The organism is Polaromonas sp. (genome assembly GCF_039932935.1).
Lineage (GTDB): Bacteria > Pseudomonadota > Gammaproteobacteria > Burkholderiales > Burkholderiaceae_C > Polaromonas.
Map to the genome: position 1 here is coordinate 1 of NZ_JBDTPB010000086.1, position 19,015 is coordinate 19,015.

The window sequence follows — 19,015 nt, forward strand, 5'->3', positions numbered from 1 at the left end:
GCCGCACATAAATGCCGGGCTCGATGGTCAGCACCATGCCGGGCCGCAGGATGCGTGAGGGTTTGCGCATCACGGTCTGGCCCAGGGCGTCCTTTTCCTCGCGCGGCTTGCTGCCCGGTTCGGTGTAGTCGCCGCAGTCATGCACGTCCATGCCCATCCAGTGGCCTGTGCGGTGCATGTAGAACTGACGGTAGGCGCCCGATTCCAGCACATCGTCGACCTTGCCGTGTTTGGCCTTTTGCAGCAGGCCGGTGTCCAGCATGCCCTGGACCAGCACACGCGTCGCGGCATCGTGCGGATCCAGAAAGCGCTTGCCCGGTTTCGTCACCTTGACGGCTGCTTCCTGCGCCGCCAGCACGATGTCGTACAGCGTGCGCTGCGCGGGCGTGAACTTGCCGTTGGCCGGAAAGGTGCGCGTGATGTCGCTGGCGTAGCCGTCGAGTTCGCAGCCGGCGTCGATCAGGCACAGGTCGCCGTTTTTCAGTTCGGTGTCGCCCGCGCGGTAATGCAGGATGCAGGCATTGGCCCCGGCGGCAACGATGCTGCCATAGGCCGGAAACTGCGAGCCATGGCGGCGGAACTCATGCAGCAGTTCGGCTTCTAGGTGGTATTCGCGCAGGCCGCCCTTCAGTTTCCCGTTGACGCCGTCGCGCAGCATGGCGGCCGAAGTCTGCATCGCGCGGATGTGCGCGCCCGCCGAAATTTTGCCGGCCCGCTTGAGGATGGCCACTTCATGGCTGTCTTTCACCAGCCGCATCTCATCGAGCAGCTTGCACAGGTCGTGCTGGCTCTGCGGGCACTCGGCGCCAAAGCGCACGCGGGCGCGCACCTTGTTCAGCCAGCCGTCGACCGTGCTTTCCAGCCCCTGGTGCGTGGCAAACGGAAACCACACGGCGGGCTGGTTGGCCATCAGCTGCGGCATTTTTTCATCGAGCGCATCCACGCTGAACGCGGCGTCTACGCCCAGCGAGGCAGGCGCGGCCTTGGGGCCTAGTCGGATACCGTCCCAGATTTCACGCTCCAGGTCCTTGGGCCGGCAAAACAGCGTGGTCTTGCCGCTGGCCTCAATCACCAGCCAGCCGGCCGGTTCGCTGAAGCCCGTGAGGTAATAGAAATAGCTGTCGTGCCGGTAAGGGAAGTCGCTGTCGCGGTTGCGCGGGTATTCAGGCGCGGTGGGCAGCAAGGCGATCCCGCCGCCAGCGGCCTTCAGGGCGCGGGCAATGGCGGTACGGCGTTTTTCATACACGGTGGTGCTCATGGGGTTCTCTCGGTCCAGTTCAGTGTGTGGGAGTGGTCTGGTTCAGCTCATCCAGCCGGGCTGGCGTGCCTACATCGGTCCAGGGGCCTTCGTACAGCTCGGCGCTCACCTGCCGATTGTCCATCGCGGCGCGCAGCATAGGCGCCAGCGGGGTTTTAAGCCCGTGCGGGTTGCCGAAGGGCAGGCTGTTGAAGAACGCGCGGCGGTAAAGGCCTATGGTGCTGTAGGTAAAACGAGGCTGTTCGCTGTCCTTGCCCAGGTTCAGCGCCATGCCGCCGGCGTCCAGGCCGAAGTCGCCCTGGGGGTTGTGCGCCGGGTTGGGAACGAGCCACACGTGAGCCAGCAGTTTGCCGGCGGCAAACCGCTCGGCCGCGGCCTGGGTAAATTCAAAGCCCGGCACAAACACATCGCCCGCCAGGACCCAGAACACATCGCCCAGCAAGGGCAGCGCACGCGCAATGCCGCCCGCGGTTTCCAGTGCCCCGCCAAAGTCCACGCCTTCGTGAGAGTACGAAATTGATAGCTGCTTGCGCCCGTCCCTATTGGGCTGCAGCCCGAAATGGCTTGAAGAAACAGCCGAAAAATGTGCCGGAATCTGCTCACCCAGCCAGGCCGTGTTGATGACCAGATCGGTAAAGCCGCCGTGCGCCAGGGCGTCGGTATGCCATTCAATCAGCGGTTTGCCGCGCACCGCCAGCAGGGGCTTGGGCGTGCGGTCGGTCAGCGGGCGCATGCGTTCACCGCGGCCGGCTGCCAGGATCATGGCTTTGATGGGTGCCCCGCTCACTGCGTATCACCCCGGTCCAGCGAACGCTGCTCAGTCCACTCGGGGTTAAACCGGCGGATCAGCGCGTCCATCAGGCCGCGCGCCCGGGCGGAATGGTCGCCACCGAAGTTGCACACGTAAACGTCCAGCGTCACGGCTTTTTGTTCGGGCCAGGTGTGCACGCACAAGTGCGACTCGGCCAGCAGCACGGTGGCCGTGATGCCGCCCGGGCCGTGCACGGTATCGGGAAAGGTGTGAAAAAGCTGGTTGACGGCCTGCAGGCCGGCCGTTTGCACTGCCTCTACGCACCAGTCGCCCAGCCGGGCCGCGTCGGTGAACCAGGCGGCGTCGCAGCGGCAGTTGTAAAGATCGGCGGTCAGGTGAAGGCCTTGCATCCCCCCGACTTTAGTGCATGGCAGGGGCGCCGCCGCCGCAATCTCCCGGTAAACAGGTGGGTGGGGGCCAGACGGTAAAATACCGGGTTACCCCTGATCTTTCCCCCTCCCGGAGCTGCCTACATGGCCAATACCCCAATGATGGCGAATGCGATACGCGCACTCGCAATGGACGCTGTTCAACAAGCCAATTCCGGACATCCCGGCGCCCCCATGGGCATGGCAGACATGGCAGTCGCCCTCTGGGGCAGCCATCTCAAGCACAGTCCGCACAACCCCAACTGGTTCGACCGCGACCGTTTTGTGCTCTCCAACGGCCACGGCTCCATGCTGATTTACGCCGTGCTGCACCTCACCGGCTACAAGCTGCCCATCAGCGAACTCAAGAACTTCCGCCAGCTCCACAGCAAAACCCCCGGCCACCCTGAATACGGCTACACCCCCGGTGTTGAAACCACCACCGGCCCGCTGGGCCAGGGCCTGACCAATGCCGTCGGCATGGCGCTGGCTGAAAAGCTGCTCGCCAAGGAATTCAACCGCGAAGGCCACACCGTCGTCGACCACAACACCTATGTTTTCATGGGTGACGGCTGCCTGATGGAAGGCATCAGCCACGAAGCCGCCGCGCTTGCCGGCGCCTGGAAGCTCAACAAGCTGGTCGCTCTGTACGACGACAACGGCATCTCGATTGACGGCCAGGTCGCGCCCTGGTTCATCGACAACACCGCCGTGCGCTTTGCCGCTTACGGCTGGAACGTGCTGGGCCCCATCGACGGCCATGATGCCGCGCTGGTCTCCGAGGCCATCGAAGGCGCGAAAAAATCCAGCGACAAGCCCACGCTGATCATCTGCAAGACACACATCGGCAAAGGCTCGCCCAACCGAGCCAACACCGCCAAGGCCCACGGCGAGCCGCTGGGCGCCGAAGAAATCAAGCTCACGCGCGAAGCCCTCAACTGGCCTTATGCGCCGTTTGAAGTGCCGAAAGAAACCTACGACGCGTGGGACGCCAAGGCCAAGGGCCTGGCTGCCGAAGCTGCCTGGGATGCGAAATTCGCTGCTTACAAGGCCGCGCACCCCGCACTGGCCGCCGAGCTGACCCGCCGCATGAAGGGCGAGCTGCCCAAGGGTTTTGCCCAGCTGGCCGTCGACACCGTCATCGGCGCCCACGAAAAGGCTGAAACCGTGGCCTCGCGCAAGGCCTCGCAGCTTGCACTTGAAGCCTTCACCGCCGGCCTGCCCGAACTGCTGGGCGGCTCGGCCGACCTGACCGGCTCCAACCTCACCAACACCAAGTCCACGCCCAACCTGCGTTTTGACATGAACGGTGAAGTCGTGCTGACGGCCAACGCTGACGGCGTCAGCGCCGGCGGCCGCCACATCAACTACGGCGTGCGTGAATTCGGCATGGCCGCCATCATGAACGGCATTGCGCTGCACGGCGGCTTCATTCCTTACGGCGGCACCTTCCTCACCTTCAGCGACTACAGCCGCAACGCCATCCGCATGGCCGCGCTGATGAAGATCCGTGTCATCCACGTCTTCACGCACGACTCCATCGGCCTCGGCGAAGACGGCCCGACACACCAGTCCATCGAGCACGCCGCCAGCCTGCGCCTGATCCCCAACCTGGACGTCTGGCGTCCGGGCGACACGGCTGAAACGGCCGTCGCCTGGGCCGTCGCGCTCGAGAACAAGAACAAGCCGACCGCCCTGCTGCTCAGCCGCCAGAACCTGCCTTACGCCCCCAAGCACGACCTCGGCGAAATCAGCCGCGGCGCCTATGTGCTGGCCGAGCCGGCTGAAGTAGGCCTCAACAAAAAGGCCCAGGCCGTCATCATCGCCACCGGTTCTGAAGTGCAACTCGCACTGAAAGCGCAAGAGCTGCTGGCCGGCCACAAGATTGCCGTGCGCGTGGTGTCCATGCCCAGCAACACGACGTTCGACAAACAAAAGACCGCCTACAAATCCGAAGTGCTGCCCGAAGGCATCCCCCGCATTGCGGTGGAAATGGGCGTCACCGACGGCTGGTGGAAATACGGCTGCGCGGCCGTCGTCGGCATCGACAGCTACGGCGAATCGGCGCCCGCGCCGGTGCTGTTCAAGCACTTCGGCTTCACCGCTGAAAACGTGGCTGACACCGTGCGCAAGGTGCTGAAAAAGTAATCCAGCCCCGAGCCGTTCGGGCTGAGCCTGTCGAAGCCTGTGTGCACAGGCAAGACCCTTCGACAAGCTCAGGGCGAACGGAACCAAAAGATTTTCAACTTCCAGGAGCAACAGCAGATGACTATCAAACTTGGCATTAATGGTTTTGGCCGAATCGGCCGCAATGTGTTTCGCTCGGCGATCAAGAGCTTCAGCGACATCGAAATCGTCGGCATCAATGACCTGCTCGAGCCCGACTACCTGGCCTACATGCTGAAGTACGACTCGGTGCATGGCCGCTTCGAAGGCGATGTTTCGGTTGAAGGCAACACGCTCATCGTCAATGGCAAGAAGATCCGCCTGACGCAGGAGCGCGACCCCGCCAACCTCAAATGGGGCGACATCGGCGCCACCGTGGTGCTCGAATCGACCGGCCTGTTCCTCGACAAGGCTTCGGGTGAGAAGCACCTGGCTGCCGGCGCCAAGAAGGTCATCTTCTCGGCACCGTCGAAAGACGACACCCCGATGTTCGTCTTCGGCGTCAACGACAAGACCTACAAAGGCGAGGCCATCATCTCCAACGCCAGCTGCACCACCAACTGCCTGGCGCCCATCGCCAAGGTGCTGAACGACAAGTGGGGCATCAAGCGCGGCCTGATGACCACGGTGCACGCGGCCACCGCCACGCAAAAAACGGTGGATGGCCCCAGCAACAAAGACTGGCGCGGCGGCCGCGGCATCCTGGAAAACATCATCCCTTCCTCCACCGGCGCGGCCAAGGCGGTGGGCGTGGTGATCCCCGAGCTCAACAAGAAGCTGACCGGCATGTCTTTCCGCGTGCCAACGTCTGACGTGTCGGTGGTCGACCTGACCTGTGAGCTGAACAAGGAAGCTACGCTGAAAGAAATCTGCGCCGAGATGAAGGCGCAAAGCGAAGGTGCACTCAAGGGCATCCTGGGTTACACCGAAGACAAGGTCGTCGCCACCGATTTCCGCGGCGAAACTTGCACCAGCGTGTTTGACGCTGACGCCAGCATCGCGCTGGACGGCACCTTCATCAAGGTCGTCGCCTGGTATGACAACGAATGGGGCTACTCGAACAAGTGCCTGGAAATGGTCCGCGTGGTGGCGAAGTAATCGCTGCACGCTCCGAAAAAAAAGCGCCTCTGGGCGCTTTTTTGTCAGTGCAGTACCCGGCGGCCCAGTCGCCTGGAAAGGTCCATGTTGATGCCCCTGACTCTCAAAAAAATCAATGCGCAGGTGGTGGGTGTCCATCTCGACCATGGCGAGCTGGTGGGCCAGCTCAAACTGATCAGCGGCGTGTGGAAGTTCAAGGCTGTTGGCTACACCGCCGAGGGCCACGTGGTGCCCGGAGGCGGGCCGCTGACGGACCGCCACAACATGACCTTCGCCACGCTCGACGAGGCGGCGGTCAACGCGGGGTTGACGGGTAGTTGAGCGGCCTGTAGCGCTGATGAACCCCGAGGGCCCGGCACAGCGCCCACTCAACCCGGCAGGGTCAGGCCGGGCCTTTCATCGTCCCAGGCCATAGCGCTCATCTTCCAGCCTTCAGGTGTTTTGACGAACTGCGTTGAGATCATGCCGCGCGCCTCGAACGCTTCGCCGTTCATCGTGCCGGCCTTTCCGTAAGCGCTGTAGCGATGGGCGATGTTGCCAAAGACTTGCGTGGCTTCCGACAGCTCCCATTCCCTGAAGCGCGTGAGGTTGCCGCCGTCCACCATGGCCTGCCGCGGCGCAATGAATTCCGGCACGCTGGAAACCTCAGGTGTGGCTCCGGTGTTCTTGATCAGCAGGCCGGTGGCAATGAACAGGCCGTGAATGTCGCCGTAAGGCGGCACGTCGCCCGGTTCAAACGAGACGGCGCGAAAGAACGCCAACGCCAGCGCATCCAGCTCGTTCTTCACCGCTTGGGGGTCGGCATCCTGGTTCATGGCGTCTCCTTGGTTGGCGGGAGTGTAGGCGTCTGCGGCAACGGCCTGCAGGCACAGCGCACGAAACCCCGAACCCGCCTGGGGATACTGCGGGACGGTGCACCGGCGAATACGGAGATATAAAAATGCCCCAAAGCGTTTGGGGGCAAGCGCAAAGAGCTATCAAAAATATAGCAACAAGGCGCCTGCCCGCCCGTCAGGCATCCGCCGGCTTTTCCTCGCGCCCGCCGGGATGGCGCGCAAAACGTGCCGGCTCCCGCCCATGCACGGGCGCGTCGTCGCCAAACGACCAGCCGCCGAACTGTGTGCGCTGGTAGTCCGCCATGGTTTGCGCTATTTCGGCCTGGGTGTTCATGACAAACGGGCCGTACTGCACCACAGGTTCGCCAATCGGCTTGCCTTGCAGCATCAGGAACTCGGCTTGCTCGGCGCCGTTAACGATCTCCGCATCCATGCCGGCCCGCAACTCGATGGCGCTGTCCACATTCACCGCCTGGCCGCCCACCGTTGCCGACTGCCCCTTGAAAAAATACAGCTGGCGCCGGGTGCCTTCGCCGCTTGCTGCGGGCAGTGTCCAATGCGCGCCGGGCGCCATGCGGACCGTCCAGATCGCCACGTCTGCTTCGGCCTGCGAGGCCCACGAATCCGGCGGGGGTACCAGCGGCGTGGCCGCGATGTTTTGCACGCGGCCTGCGATGACGGCCACGTCGGCGGCTCGCCCTTCGGCGTCCTGCACGCTCAGGCGCGGAATGTCCTGCGACCAGAACATGGTGAAGTGCGGCTCGCTCATCTTGCTGGCAGCCGGCAGGTTCAGCCAGATCTGGAACAGCTCCAGCGGATTCGGGTTCTGCGTATCCAGCAGCGGAAACATTTCGGAATGCACCACGCCCTTGCCGGCGGTCAGCCACTGCACGTCGCCCTGGCCAAAGCGCGCCGTCGCACCCAGCGAATCGGAATGATCGATCAGGCCCTTGCGCACGATGGTCACGGTCTCAAAGCCGCGGTGCGGGTGTGCGGGGAAGCCCGGCACCGTGCTGCCGTGGTACATGTTCCAGCCGTCCTTGCGGGCAAAGTCCTGGCCGATGTTGCGTCCCGCCAGCGAGGCGTCCGGCCCCATCTGCGCATTGCCCCTGGGGTAGGCATCGTCGTGGTACACGCAAAAAAGAAAGGGGTCGAGCGTTGCCCACGGAAAGCCGAGCGGCTTGACCTGCAGGACTGGGTGCGTGGCGGAACTTGGGGCGAGGTTGGCAGCCATGAAGAGGCCTTTCTGGCGTTGAAACGTTCAAACAACACACATGAGGTTCGCGGCAGTTCTTTCAAGCCGCGCTCCAGGCCGTTCGCCACCTCTCCGGCAAATCTGGCCCAGAGCTTTAAGCACAATAGACCCCCAGCTCTTATGTAACGTGCGCAAGCAGCTATAAAATCAATAGCAACTACGGTTCGCCCTCTGCAGGCCCCGCTGTTTACTCAGGCCTTCAGCTTCCAGCCCGTGCGGAAGATCCACCACACCGCGCCCAGGCACAGCCCCAGAAAGCCCAGGATGGCCGCCACGCTGATGCCCACATTGACATCGGCCACGCCGTAGAAGCTCCAGCGAAATCCGCTGATCAGGTAAACCACCGGGTTGAACAGGGCAATTTTTTGCCACAGTGGTGGCAGCATGTTGATGGAATAAAACGCGCCGCCCAGAAAAGTCAGCGGCGTCACGACCATCATCGGTACGACCTGCAGCTTCTGGAAGTTGTCCGCCCACAGCCCGATGATGAAACCGAACAGGCTGAAGGTCAGCGCCGTCAGCAGCAGGAAGCACAGCATCCAGAAAGGGTGCGCAATGCCATACGGCACGAACAGGCGCGCCGTCGCCAGGATCAACAAGCCCAGCAACACGGACTTGCTCGCCGCGGCTCCCACGTAACCCATCACCACTTCCATGGACGACACCGGCGCCGACAGCAGCTCGTAAATCGTTCCCGACCACTTCGGCATGTAGATGCCGAAGGCAGCATTCGAGATGCTCTCGTTGAGCAGCGACAGCATGACGAGACCGGGGATGATGAAGGCGCCGTAGCGGATGCCGTCGATGTCTCCCATGCGTGAACCGATGGCCGCGCCGAACACCACGAAGTACAGCGAGGTCGAAATCACCGGCGAGGCAATGGACTGGGTCAGCGTGCGGAAGGTGCGCGCCATTTCAAAGCGATAGATCGCGCGGATAGCGTGCCAGTTCATGCGGCCTCCTTGTGGGCGGCGGGTTTGTCGGCGTGCACGAGGCTCACGAAGATGTCTTCGAGCGAACTTTCACTCGAATGCAGGTCCTTGAAGTCAATGCCCAGTTCGGCCAGCTGCCTGAGCAGCGCAGCGATGCCGGTTTCCTCGGTCTGCGTGTCGAAGGTATAGACCAGGGTGTGTCCTTCTTTGGTCAGCTCAAGCGGCAGCCCTGCCAGCGCTTGCGGAATGCTTTGCAGCGGCGTTTGCAGCTGCAGGCTCAATTGCTTCTTGCCCAGCTTGCGCATCAGCACTGCTTTGTCTTCGACAAGAATCAGTTCGCCCTTGTTGATCACGCCGATGCGGTCGGCCATCTCCTCGGCTTCCTCGATGTAGTGGGTGGTCAGGATGATGGTGACACCGCTGCTGCGAAGGTCCCGCACCATTTGCCACATGCCCTTGCGCAGCTCGACATCAACACCCGCGCTGGGTTCATCAAGAAACAGGATGGTTGGCTCATGCGACAGCGCCTTGGCAATCAGCACCCGGCGCTTCATGCCGCCCGAGAGCGCCATGATCTTGCTGTCCTTCTTGTCCCACAGGGAGAGATCGCGCAGCACTTTCTCAATGTAGGCCGGGTTGGGCGGCTTGCCGTACAGGCCTCGGCTGAAACTCACGGTGGACCACACGGTTTCAAAGGCATCGGTCGAAAGCTCCTGCGGCACCAGCCCGATCTTGGCACGGGCGGCCCGGTAGTCGCGGACGATGTCGTGCCCATCGGCGGTCACGGTTCCCGAACCGGGCTTGACGATGCCGCAGACGATGCTGATCAGGGTGGTCTTGCCCGCGCCGTTGGGGCCGAGCAGGGCGAAAATCTCGCCGCGCTGGATGTCCAGGTCCACTGACTTGAGCGCCTGAAAGCCCGAGGCATACGTTTTGCTGAGTTGCTGGATGGAAATAATGGGATTGGCTTGCACGCGGCATCCTGATGTGAAGGTGGTGCCAGAAGAGGCTCGAAACATTCTATCGAGTGCAGATAAAAATGCAGGGGCGAGGGCTTTCAGGAAAAAATGCCTGCACTGACTGCCCGCGCTGATGTGGGTGCCGTTCAGTTCGCCTGGTTTTTGCGCAGCGTCGGCAGGCCCACGCCGGCAGACTCAAAACCACCGTCCACCGCCAGCACCTGGCCATTGACGTAGCTGGCCGCAGGGCTGCACAAAAAGCCCACGGCGGAGGCGATTTCTTCCACGGTTCCGTAGCGCCCCAGCGGAATCACGTCGTGGTAGTCCGAGCGAATGGCCACGCTGTGAACCAGCTTGGCCATTTCCGTGTCCACCGGCCCGGGCGCAATCACGTTGGCCCGGATGCCGACGGTGCCCAGCTCAACGGCCTGCTGCTTGGTCAGCTGGATGAGCGCGGCCTTGCTGGTGCCGTACGCCACACGAAGCGTACTCGCGCGCAGGCCCGAGATCGACGCGATGTTGACAATGCTGCCGCCGCCGGTGCGCTTCATGATGGGCACGCAGGCCTGGCTGCACAAAAAAGCGCCGTCCAGGTTGACGCCCAAAACCCGGCGCCATTCTTCGAAAGTGGTTTCGCCGATGGGCTTGAACACCGCGACGCCGGCATTGTTGACCAGCGCATCGATGCGGCCGAAGCTGGCGTCCACCTTCTCCATGGCCGACTGCACCTGCACCGGGTCGGCCACGTCGCAATGCACCGCCAGCACGCGTCCCGCGTCCTGCAAGGCGGCAGCGGCGGGCAGCAGCGTGCCCGAGTCAACGTCCAGAAGCGCGACACGGTAGCCGTTGGCCAGAAACCATTTACCGATGGCAAGGCCGATGCCGCGAGCGCCCCCGGTCACGACGGCCACGGGGCTGGTGGAAGGAGTTGCAGTCATGGATGGTCTCGTCTTGTTGTCTTGGGAATGAAGAAGGGTTCGGTGAAAGTCAGGTCGAAGTTTGCACTACGGCGCGGATTTGTGACGCTCTCGTGAGCCCCTCCTGCAGGATGCAGTGGTCAGGGCCGGCGAAACGAAAACGACTGCCGTGCCCAGTAGGTAGAGCGCAAGGAGTCCAGGCGCACTTCACCCCCGGTGGATGGCGCATGCACAAAGCGGTTTTCGCCAACGTAAATGCCGGCGTGGGTGGCCGTGCCCCGCTGCATAAACACCACCAGGTCGCCGGTGCGTGCCGATTCCGCGGGCACGGGCTGGCCCCAGTTCACCAGCGTGGCCACAGTGCGCGGCGATGCGATGTGGGCGCGCGAACGGTAGACGTGACCGATCAGGCCGCTGCAGTCAAAGCCGGACTCCGGCGTGTTGCCACCATAGCGATAAGGCGTTCCCACCAGGCTGATGGCGTAGAGCGTGACGTCGTTCGCCTCGTCGACAGACAGACGCGGCGGGGCCGAGGGTTGCGCCGAAGATGAGGGCAACGATGGCAGGCTGCCGCAACCGCTTAGCGCCATCAGCGTGGTCAATGCAAACAAGGCCGCAAAGGCCGCTCGGGAAATGGTTGGGGGTCGAAGTGTGCATGCGGCGTGAGGCATCGGTCCATTTTGTCAGCCCCGGTGCGCAAGGGCAACCCGCCGATGCTGCCGGCTCGCTCAGCTTGTCGTTTTCACGCGGCGGTAGCTTGCCGTCATAAAGCGCTTCCAGCTCCCGTCGGGCTGCAGCGATTGCGAGTGCAGCGTGCGCTCGTCAGGACCCTTGATCGTGATCACGTCCTGATAACGCGCCGTCTTGCCGTCATCCTTGAAGCTCGGGCCTTCGGTGTCCAGGGTCAGCACTTTGCCGGACGCATCCAGTGTGCCGCGGTAAATCCACATGTGCGTCATCATGGAGCCGGCCCAAGTGCCTTGGTAGACCTTCTTCTCGGGGTCGTAGCCGAGTGTCATCAGCATTTCGCAGGGTCCGCCGCCGGGCATGTCGGCCTTGCCTTCACACACCACCCACAGGCCGCCAAGGCTGCGGACGATTTCCGTGCCTTCGCTTTTCACCGGTGCTTGACCCGGCGCGCCTTCGCATTCGCCGGTTGTGGTCCAGTGGCCCAGCAGTTGCTTGAGCCATTCATGTTCCTTCTGGGGTGTCGCTTGCATGTCGCCTCCTGTGAGATTCAAAAAAATAAGAGAAACCGATTTGTCAGGCGGCCCGCGATGCCGGGAAGGGCTCGCGCCAGGCGGGCAGCTGGTTAAGCCGGTCGTGCCAGCGCCGGATTTCGGGGAAACCGTCCAGCGGCAAGCGGGCCTTTTCGGCATACGGCAGCGTAATGGCTACCGCAAAGTCGGCCACCGTCAATGCGTCGCCGACGAGGTACTTGCGCCCTTTCAGGTGGGCCTCCAGCACGCCGGCGTAGCGCTCGAAGTTCGGCATCACCCTCGCAATCTCCGCCGGATCGGCCTCGCGTTGCAGGAAGCCCGGCTTGATGATGTGCTCGAAATAAAAAGTCCCTGCGGCCGGCGCGAACTCCGTGGCGTCCCACATCAGCCAGCGCATCACCTCAATGCGGCGCTTGTCGCTCGGCCACAGGTCGGATCCAGCCTTCTCCGCCAGGTAGCACATGATGGCGTTGGACTCCCACAGCACCAGGTCGTCATCCACCAGCACCGGCACCTTGGCGTTCGGGTTCATCGCGCGAAAAGCCGGACTGAGGTGCTCGCCCTTGCCCAGCTCGACCCAGATGAACTCAACGGGCAATTGCAAATGCTGCGCGAGGGCGCAGACCTTTCGCGGGTTGAGTGTGTTTGAGTAATAGAGCTTCATCAGTGCTCTGTGTCAGGGCATGGGCCGGGGGTTGATCACCATCCATGACACGCCGAAACGGTCGGCCACCATGCCGAAGGCCGAGGCGAAGAAGGTCTGGGTCATCGGCATTTCCACCTTGCCGCCATCGCCCAGCGCCTTGAATAGCCGTTGTGCTTCGGCGTCGCTGGCCGCGGTCAATGACAGCGAGAAGCCCTTGAACTCCGGCTTGCCATTGCTGCCCATGCCGTCGGAGGCCATCACTTCCGTTTCGCCAATCTTGAAGGAGGCGTGCATGATGTTGTCGCCCGGAATGGCGCCGCCGCCAGGCCCGCAGCCCTCGGTCATGGGTTCGGGGTTCTCCTTGAAGCGCATCATCATCGTCACTTCGGCGCCCAGCGCCTTGCGGTAAAACTCTATGGCCTCTTCGCAGCGGCCGTTAAACATCAAATAGGACTGCACTAGCATGGTTGACTCCTTGGGGGGTTGAAAAAGCAGGTTTGAAGGTCAGGGGAGGAATGCGTTCAGGCGGTGGCGGCCATGTCGGCCGGCAGGGCGCTCATGTCCATGTACATGATTTCCCAGAGGTGACCGTCCAGGTCCTCGAAGCCGTGCCCATACATGAAGCCGCTGTCTTGCGGTTTGTTCGGCGTGGTGGCGCCGGCGGTCACCGCCTTGCCCACCATGTCATCGACTTCTTTGCGGCTTTCGGCGGAAAGGCACAGCAGCACCTCGGTGCCCTTCCTGGCGTCGCTGACCGGCTTGGGCGTGAAGGTCTTGAAGAAGCTCTCCGTCAGCAGCATGACGTAGTTATGGTCTTCGCTCACGATCATGCAGGCACCCTGCTCGTTGGTGAATTGCGGGTTGAACCTGAAGCCCAGTGCGGTGAAAAACTTCTTTGAAGCCTCGAGATTTTTCACGGGCAAATTGACGAACATTTGAGTGGCCATGGTGTGTTTCCGGGTGTTTTCCCGCCGGGGAGGTTGAGGGTAAAAAAGGGCAGAGGGGGCGTCAGGCCTTGTCGTAGGCCTCTTGCAGTCCTTTGATGCTGATCTTGTGCATGCCCAGCATCGCCTTCATGGTGGCGCCGGCCTTGGCCGGATTTTTGTCGCCCAGCATGTCGCCGAGCGCGGTGGGGATGATCTGCCACGACAGGCCGAACTTGTCCTGCACCCAGCCGCACTGGTTGGGCGCGCCGCCGGCCGAGAGTTTGTCCCAGAGCGCATCCACTTCTTCCTGGGTCTTGCAGTCCACGAACAGCGAAATCGCCGGCGTGAAGCTGAAGTGTGGGCCGCCGTTCAGCGCCATGAATTCCTGGCCTTCGAGCTGGAAGCTCCCGGTCATGACCGATCCCTCAGGCCCGGGGCCTTCCTTGCCGTAGCGCCGCAGCGTGGTGATCTTCGAGTTCTTGAAGATCGAGACATAAAAGTTCATGGCTTCCTCGGCCTGGTCGTTGAACCACAGGAAGGGGGTGATTTTCTGCATGCTGTTTCCTTTGAGGGTGGTGGGTTCAGCGCGCGAGCGCTTTCGGGTAATGAAGTTGCGGATACCAGTCAGTGCCCCGGCCCTCGGGCGTGCTGTCCAGAATGGTCCACAGCGGCATCAGGTCTGGCGCGCCGCGCGGATCCTGGCCGGGGTCCGCCGTGGCCGGGCCCATCTCGCCGCTCCAGAAGTGGCGTGGGGTGCCGTCGCGCCGGGTGAAGACATTGAAGCCCGGCATGTCCGCGTCGTCGGCGTTCACGTAGGCGCGGGTGTACTCGCCGGTCGGGTCTGAATAGATCCGCAGATGCTGCCAGCCGCGCTCCTTCCTGAAGGCCAGCAACCGCTCGATCGGCGAACGCGCAATCGCCACCAGTGAGATGCGCTGTCCCACATCGGCTGCACAACCGTCCCAGGCCGACAGCAGCGAAGTGCACATCGGGCAAGGCTGCTTGCGCTGGGGGCCAAACATGTAGCTGTACACCGCCAGCGTTTGCTTGCCGCCGAACAGTTGCGTAAAAGTAACCGGGCCTTCTTCGCCCTCAAAGCGGTAATCCATCGGCACCACACCGCCCGGCGGCAAGGCCCGGCGTTGTCCCGCCACCTTTTCAATGTGCCGCCTGAGCTCGATTTCCTCGGCCAGCAGCGCATTGCGCGCCTGGCGGTAGTCGTCGCTTTCGTTGGGAAAGCGAACGCCATTGATCTGGGCCAGTGCGCTGGCGGACTTGAGTGGGAGTGGCGCGGTCATTCGGGGCGTCCAGGTTGGTAATTCGGATGCATTTCAGTTGCGTGGCGGGGAAAACAGGGCTATTGTGTACACCGTCCACAAAAGAATAACAAAGATAATGAACACTGTCCACATAAATAAGTAACAAGTCATGACGAGCGCGCCCAAGCCCCTGCAGCCCCGCAGCACTTACCGCCACGGCGATCTGCGGCGTGCCCTGCTGGAAGCCGGTGTGGAGCTGGCCCGTGCGGGCGGGCCCGAGGCCGTGGTCCTGCGCGAAGCCACGCGCCGTGCAGGCGTGGCGCCCAACGCCGCTTACCGCCATTTCGAAAACCGCCAGGCCTTGCTGTACGCGGTTCGTTCAGCCGCGCTGGCGGCAGTGGCCCGCGCCATGGAGGCCGAACTGGCCGCGTTGCCCCAGGATTTGCCACCCGTCGACTTCGCCCGCGCCAACGTGCGCGCGGTCGGCACCGGTTACCTGCGGTTTGCGCAGGCCGAGAGCGGGCTGTTCCGCACGGCCTTTGGCCCCTCCGACGACCTGGCGCAAAGAACCCAGGGTGCACCGGCCGATAGCGAGCGCAAAGGGCAAAGCGGACTGGACCCTTTCGAGCTGCTGGGCGCTGCCATCGACAAGCTGGTGGACGCTGGTGTCCTGTCGCCGCAGCGCCGCCCCGGCGCCGAATTCCTCGCCTGGTCGGCGGTGCATGGCCTGGCCATGCTGGTGATTGACGGGCCGCTGGGTCCGCTCATCGGCCCGCAGATGCAGCAGATCGGCCAGCGTTTGATCGACATGGTGGAAAAAGGCCTGTGCGAGGATCCGGGCTCGCCAAGGCTGTAGTTCGTCCCTCACACCTCCTCAAATCTTCTGTAGATGGTGGTCATTCCAGAACTATCTTGCTGGCCTGTGCGATGTCCTCATGCCACCGGGTCCGTACGGGCCGGCAGTCCCATACCGGTCGGCAGTCCCTCGCGCAGCGCCTCCACAAAGCGCCGCAGCTTGGCCGGGTAAAAGCTCGAATAGGGATAGATCAGATAGACCGGCAGGGGCTCTGCACACCACTGCGGCGCCAGGTGCAGCAGCCGGCCTTCAGCCACATCGTCGGCCACCAGCCAGGTCGAAGCGATGCTCGCGCCCAGGCCCAGCAGCGTGGCATTGCGCAGGGCGAAGAGGCTGTCGGTGCCCAGGCGAGGCCGTATCGCAAATCGGTGCTCTTCACGGCGCTGGTCGGCGTGGCGGCGGATCAGCACCACCTCGTTGCGATAGAAGGTTTGGAGCGCCAGCCAAGGCAGGGCCTGCAGCTCGGCCGGATGCAGCGGCGGCGGCTTGCCCTGCAGCAGCGAAGGCGCGGCCACCACGATGCGCCGGATTTCAGCAACCTTCACAGCCACCAAAGAAGGGTCTTCCACCGCGCCCACGTGCACCGCGCAGTCGATGCCCTGCGCGATGAAGTCTGGCGTGCCGTCGTGGAGCAGCCATTCCACCGTGACCCGTTCGTGGCGCCGCAAATAGTCGACCACCGGCCCCACTAGCTGCTGCTGGCCCAAGGCATGCGGCACGACCACACGCAGCGTGCCCTCCGGCACTTCCTGGGTGCCGCGCAGGTCGGCTTCAAAGGCATCCCAGTTGCCCAGCAACTCCTTGGCGCGGCTAAAACAACGCTCGCCGTCTTCGGTCAGTTTCATCGCGTGGGTGGAGCGCTGCAGCAGCTTGAGGCCCAGCGATCGCTCCAGTGCCTGCAGGCGCCGGCTGACCGTGGGTTGCGTGGCGTTCATCTGCGCTGCGGCGGCAGACAGGCTGCCTGCCTCCACGATGCGCACAAAGGTCTGCATCAGCTCAATCCGGTCCGGTGCGGTTTTCATGGCCCCCTGCTTTGTATGCGTTCGGCGTATGACCATTGTGCCATTAGCCGTCTTCACAGCGCAAAACCGGGCCTGCATACTCGCATCCTGCCTCAAACCGGGATTTTTGCCATGACTTCTACCGCCGTTACGCATGACCATGCCGCCCCTGGCCTGCCGGCCTCGCTGATTCTTCTGCTCGCCACCGGCGCCGGCCTGGCAGCGGCTTCGCTCTATTACAGCCAGCCCATGCTGGCGTTGCTGCTCGCCGAATTCAAGTCAACGCCCGCCGCCGTCGGCCTGGTGCCCACACTGACCACGCTCGGTTACGCGCTGGGCATCGGGCTGCTCGCGCCGCTGGGCGACCGTTATGACCGCCGCCGCATCATTGTGGGCAAGGCCGCGGCGCTGGTGCTGGCGCTGCTGGTGGCCGCCGCCGCGTCGTCGGTGGCGGTGCTCGCGCTGGCCAGCCTCGCAATAGGCCTTGCGGCCACGCTCGCGCAAGATATCGTGCCGGCCGCCGCCACGTTGGCGCCCGAAGCGCAGCGCGGCAAAACCGTGGGCACCGTCATGACGGGCCTGTTGCTGGGCATCTTGCTGTCGCGTGTGGTGGCGGGCTTTGTGGCTGAACATTTCGGCTGGCGCAGCATGTTTGTGGCGGCCGCCCTGGCCATTGCGCTGCTGGCTCTGGCGGTTTGGCGTCGCCTCCCGCGCTTTGCGCCCACCACGCAATTGCCGTATCTGGCCCTGCTTGGCTCGCTGGGCACGCTGTGGAAGCGCCACGGTGCGCTGCGCCGCGCAGCCATTGCGCAGGGGTTCATCAGCATCGGCTTCAGCGCCTTCTGGTCCACGCTCGCCATCATGTTGCACGCAGCCCCTTTCAACCTGGGCAGCAGCGCTGCCGGCGCCTTTGGCCTGGCAGGCGCCGCGGGGGCGCTTGCCGCACCGCTGGCCGGCCGCATCGCCGACAGCAAAGGCCCTGAACTGGTGACGCGTCTGGGCGCCGCCCTCGTCGCGGCCGCTTTCCTCGCCATGGCCCTGGGGCCGCAGCAGCTGTGGCTGATCGCCCTGGGCGCCGTGGTGTTTGACCTGGGCGCGCAGGCTGCGCTGATCGCGCACCAGACCATCATCTACAGCATCGAACCCGCCGCGCGCAGCCGTCTCAATGCGGTGCTCTTCATTGGCATGTTCAGCGGCATGGCAAGCGGCGCGTGGTTGGGCAGCGTGGTGCTGGCGCAAGCCGGCTGGCAAGGCGTGTGCGTGATGGCCGCTGTAGCCGGCGTGGCCGCGCTGGTGGTGCGGCTGTGGCCTGCGAAGAAACTGGCTGCGTGCGCCGCGTGAAAACGACGCTGGACTGTCAAGCCGTTTCAGGAATCGTTGCAATCATGCCAGCCGTGCGCGCCCTGACCTCCGGCGAGGCCAGGCATGTCATCACCGCCTCGTATCCCGCGGCGCCGGGATAGGGCGCCACACGCATCGGCGGGCTGTGATTCGCCGGGCAGAGGATGATGGTTTCCTCAGCGCCCATTGCCGCCAGATCCAGAATTGCTGACGAGCGTGTCAGGAGGAAAAGCGGGCGCGCATCGACCCTGGCACGCTGGCGCAGGTAAATGATGAGCGCTTCCTGCGTGGTCTGGTCCAGCCCTTGCTCCACCATGTCGACGACGAAGACGGCGGGCCCTTCGGCCTCCAGGCCTGCCAATAGCGCAGTCAAGGCTTCCGACTCCACCGCACCTTCATCCACCAGCCAGGCCAGCGCCCCTTCAACACGCTGCTTCACCGTGGCATCAGTTTGCAAGATACCGGTATTTGCCGCTGCGCGGTCCGCCCGGTCAAGGCCCAGGAAGACTGCATTCGGCAGCCCTTCGGCCAACAGCAAAGCCAGACGTGTCTTACCACTGCCAAGCGGCCCGATGATGTAGTTCAGCGGCCGTATGTCGGCAAGCTCAAACCACTCGCCGCCCCAGGGCCAGGGCAGCTCAAAGCTCAGGTTGAACTTGGCATAAGGATTCAGCACACGCTCAAGCTCCCCCCGGCCTGGCGCCTTGCCGCGAAGAAGATCCGCGCGCAGCGTGCGGACTTTGCCAATCGTGTCGACCAGCTTACGGACTTCGGATTCGAGCGACGCCTCGTGCAAGGCAAGCGCCGGCTCCAGGCTTTGTGGGTCGCCCTCAAACGCCTCTGCGATCTGCGCCAAACTCAAGCCGAGCTTGCGCAGCGCCACTACCTCCGCCGCACGCGCCATCGCGTCGGGGCCATAGACCCGGTAGCCTGCGGCGGTGCGCTCTGGCGTCACCAGGCCTCGCTGCTCATACAGTCGCAAGGCTTTTATCGATACGCCGAGTCGCCTTGCCGCCTCGGAGGCGCCCGGGTGCGCGTGGGGAAAATTCATGAGGGACCTCTGGGTTGCTTCAGGATTGCTGTGAACTTTCAGCATCATGAAGGCGGACCCAGGGGTCGAGTCAACAGGACATGGAAGAAATCGAATCTCGAATCTTCTTTGGCCC

General features: G+C 63.4%; 22 protein-coding genes. 5 read left to right on the forward strand and 17 right to left on the reverse strand.

Going from position 1 to position 19,015, the window contains the following annotated elements:
• From ABI546_RS15070 to speD, 3 genes are all read right to left on the reverse strand, one after another.
• Positions 1-1,258 (reverse strand): aminopeptidase P N-terminal domain-containing protein (locus tag ABI546_RS15070; RefSeq protein ID WP_348047674.1); only part of this gene is annotated, 1,258 nt, incomplete at its 3' end.
• A 19-nt stretch (positions 1,259-1,277) separates the two neighbouring features.
• Positions 1,278-2,021 (reverse strand): nucleotidyltransferase family protein, encoded by a 744-nt coding sequence (locus ABI546_RS15075; protein ID WP_348047676.1) that lies wholly within the window; start codon positions 2,019-2,021, stop codon positions 1,278-1,280.
• A gap of 20 nt (positions 2,022-2,041) precedes the next feature.
• Positions 2,042-2,419 carry an adenosylmethionine decarboxylase gene (gene speD / locus ABI546_RS15080; RefSeq protein WP_348047678.1) on the reverse strand — a complete coding sequence of 126 codons (378 nt, stop codon included), beginning with the start codon at positions 2,417-2,419 and terminating at the stop codon, positions 2,042-2,044.
• A gap of 123 nt (positions 2,420-2,542) precedes the next feature.
• Between speD and tkt the strand changes: the two genes are divergently transcribed.
• The 3 genes from tkt to ABI546_RS15095 all read left to right on the forward strand — a co-directional run bounded on the left by tkt (position 2,543) and on the right by ABI546_RS15095 (position 6,022).
• A complete protein-coding gene (gene tkt, locus ABI546_RS15085; RefSeq protein WP_348047680.1) occupies positions 2,543-4,585 on the forward strand; it encodes a transketolase in 2,043 nt (680 codons plus the stop codon).
• 117 nt (positions 4,586-4,702) lie between these two features.
• On the forward strand, positions 4,703-5,701 hold the full coding sequence (gene gap / locus ABI546_RS15090) for a type I glyceraldehyde-3-phosphate dehydrogenase (protein ID WP_348047682.1): 999 nt from the start codon (positions 4,703-4,705) through the stop codon (positions 5,699-5,701).
• An 84-nt stretch (positions 5,702-5,785) separates the two neighbouring features.
• Positions 5,786-6,022 (forward strand): hypothetical protein, encoded by a 237-nt coding sequence (locus ABI546_RS15095; RefSeq protein ID WP_348047684.1) that lies wholly within the window; start codon positions 5,786-5,788, stop codon positions 6,020-6,022.
• A 47-nt stretch (positions 6,023-6,069) separates the two neighbouring features.
• Here ABI546_RS15095 and ABI546_RS15100 read toward each other — a convergent pair whose 3' ends face one another.
• The 12 genes from ABI546_RS15100 to ABI546_RS15155 form a co-directional block, all read right to left on the reverse strand.
• A complete protein-coding gene (locus ABI546_RS15100; RefSeq protein WP_348047686.1) occupies positions 6,070-6,516 on the reverse strand; it encodes a hypothetical protein in 447 nt (148 codons plus the stop codon).
• Between the two features lie 196 nt (positions 6,517-6,712).
• Positions 6,713-7,771, reverse strand: a complete 1,059-nt coding sequence (locus ABI546_RS15105; protein WP_348047688.1) for a pirin family protein — start codon at positions 7,769-7,771, stop codon at positions 6,713-6,715.
• A gap of 212 nt (positions 7,772-7,983) precedes the next feature.
• Entirely contained in the window at positions 7,984-8,745 is a 762-nt protein-coding gene (locus tag ABI546_RS15110) for an ABC transporter permease (RefSeq protein ID WP_348047690.1), read from the reverse strand.
• The gene (locus ABI546_RS15115; RefSeq protein WP_348047692.1) at positions 8,742-9,698 is read right to left on the reverse strand and encodes an ABC transporter ATP-binding protein; all 957 of its coding nucleotides are present in this window, start codon (positions 9,696-9,698) and stop codon (positions 8,742-8,744) included. The genes ABI546_RS15110 and ABI546_RS15115 overlap by 4 nt, the downstream gene beginning before the upstream one ends.
• A gap of 131 nt (positions 9,699-9,829) precedes the next feature.
• A complete protein-coding gene (locus ABI546_RS15120; protein ID WP_348047694.1) occupies positions 9,830-10,621 on the reverse strand; it encodes an SDR family oxidoreductase in 792 nt (263 codons plus the stop codon).
• A 119-nt stretch (positions 10,622-10,740) separates the two neighbouring features.
• Positions 10,741-11,190, reverse strand: a complete 450-nt coding sequence (locus ABI546_RS15125) for a C40 family peptidase (RefSeq protein WP_348047826.1) — start codon at positions 11,188-11,190, stop codon at positions 10,741-10,743.
• A 138-nt stretch (positions 11,191-11,328) separates the two neighbouring features.
• A complete protein-coding gene (locus tag ABI546_RS15130; protein ID WP_348047696.1) occupies positions 11,329-11,820 on the reverse strand; it encodes a DUF1579 domain-containing protein in 492 nt (163 codons plus the stop codon).
• Positions 11,821-11,863: 43 nt separating this feature from the next.
• Complete coding sequence (locus ABI546_RS15135) at positions 11,864-12,484, reverse strand: glutathione S-transferase family protein (RefSeq protein ID WP_348047698.1); 621 nt, start codon at positions 12,482-12,484, stop codon at positions 11,864-11,866.
• A 12-nt stretch (positions 12,485-12,496) separates the two neighbouring features.
• Positions 12,497-12,931, reverse strand: coding sequence for a VOC family protein (locus tag ABI546_RS15140; protein WP_348047700.1), 435 nt, complete (start codon positions 12,929-12,931; stop codon positions 12,497-12,499).
• A 56-nt stretch (positions 12,932-12,987) separates the two neighbouring features.
• Positions 12,988-13,413, reverse strand: coding sequence for a VOC family protein (locus ABI546_RS15145; RefSeq protein WP_348047702.1), 426 nt, complete (start codon positions 13,411-13,413; stop codon positions 12,988-12,990).
• A gap of 61 nt (positions 13,414-13,474) precedes the next feature.
• A complete protein-coding gene (locus tag ABI546_RS15150; RefSeq protein ID WP_348047704.1) occupies positions 13,475-13,948 on the reverse strand; it encodes a VOC family protein in 474 nt (157 codons plus the stop codon).
• A gap of 25 nt (positions 13,949-13,973) precedes the next feature.
• The gene (locus ABI546_RS15155) at positions 13,974-14,690 is read right to left on the reverse strand and encodes a DUF899 family protein (protein WP_348047706.1); all 717 of its coding nucleotides are present in this window, start codon (positions 14,688-14,690) and stop codon (positions 13,974-13,976) included.
• Between the two features lie 130 nt (positions 14,691-14,820).
• Here ABI546_RS15155 and ABI546_RS15160 point away from each other — a divergent pair, with 130 nt between their 5' ends.
• Positions 14,821-15,507, forward strand: a complete 687-nt coding sequence (locus ABI546_RS15160; protein ID WP_348047708.1) for a TetR/AcrR family transcriptional regulator — start codon at positions 14,821-14,823, stop codon at positions 15,505-15,507.
• 77 nt (positions 15,508-15,584) lie between these two features.
• Here the strand turns inward: ABI546_RS15160 and ABI546_RS15165 are convergent, their stop codons facing one another.
• A complete protein-coding gene (locus tag ABI546_RS15165; protein WP_348047710.1) occupies positions 15,585-16,529 on the reverse strand; it encodes a LysR family transcriptional regulator in 945 nt (314 codons plus the stop codon).
• A gap of 111 nt (positions 16,530-16,640) precedes the next feature.
• On the opposite strand from ABI546_RS15165, the gene ABI546_RS15170 reads away from it, so the two are divergent.
• Positions 16,641-17,849 carry an MFS transporter gene (locus ABI546_RS15170; RefSeq protein ID WP_348047712.1) on the forward strand — a complete coding sequence of 403 codons (1,209 nt, stop codon included), beginning with the start codon at positions 16,641-16,643 and terminating at the stop codon, positions 17,847-17,849.
• Positions 17,850-17,865: 16 nt separating this feature from the next.
• Here ABI546_RS15170 and ABI546_RS15175 read toward each other — a convergent pair whose 3' ends face one another.
• Positions 17,866-18,900 (reverse strand): MerR family transcriptional regulator, encoded by a 1,035-nt coding sequence (locus tag ABI546_RS15175; protein WP_348047714.1) that lies wholly within the window; start codon positions 18,898-18,900, stop codon positions 17,866-17,868.
• Positions 18,901-19,015: the final 115 nt, after the last annotated feature.